The sequence below is a fragment of the Aeromonas sp. MR19 genome, assembly GCF_963899305.1.
Taxonomy (GTDB): Bacteria; Pseudomonadota; Gammaproteobacteria; order Enterobacterales; family Aeromonadaceae; genus Aeromonas; species Aeromonas bestiarum.
Genome location: NZ_CAWQWZ010000049.1, coordinates 1 through 220 on the forward strand (window position 1 = coordinate 1; position 220 = coordinate 220).

Below are 220 nucleotides of genomic sequence, written 5' to 3' on the forward strand. Positions count from 1 at the left end.
CCGTGACGGACGCGGATGGCGACAGCGCCAGTGCCGCCATTGATGTGGGCACTGGCGGGGTCTTCCAGTTTGAAGATGACGGTCCGAGTGCCGGGCTGGCGGTGGAAGCACCGAGCCTGAGTGCCAGCGTGGACGAAAGCCTGGTCAGCCTGGGTGGCGCGGGCAACGACGGGGTGGCCAGTGCCAGCCTGAGTGCTGCCAGCGTGCAGGCCCAGTTCAA

At 67.7% G+C, this 220-nt stretch carries 1 pseudogene; it reads left to right on the forward strand.

The annotated features are described in order from the left end of the window. Positions 1 to 220 (forward strand): annotated as a pseudogene (locus AACQ95_RS17140) (DUF5801 repeats-in-toxin domain-containing protein); the annotation flags it as partial.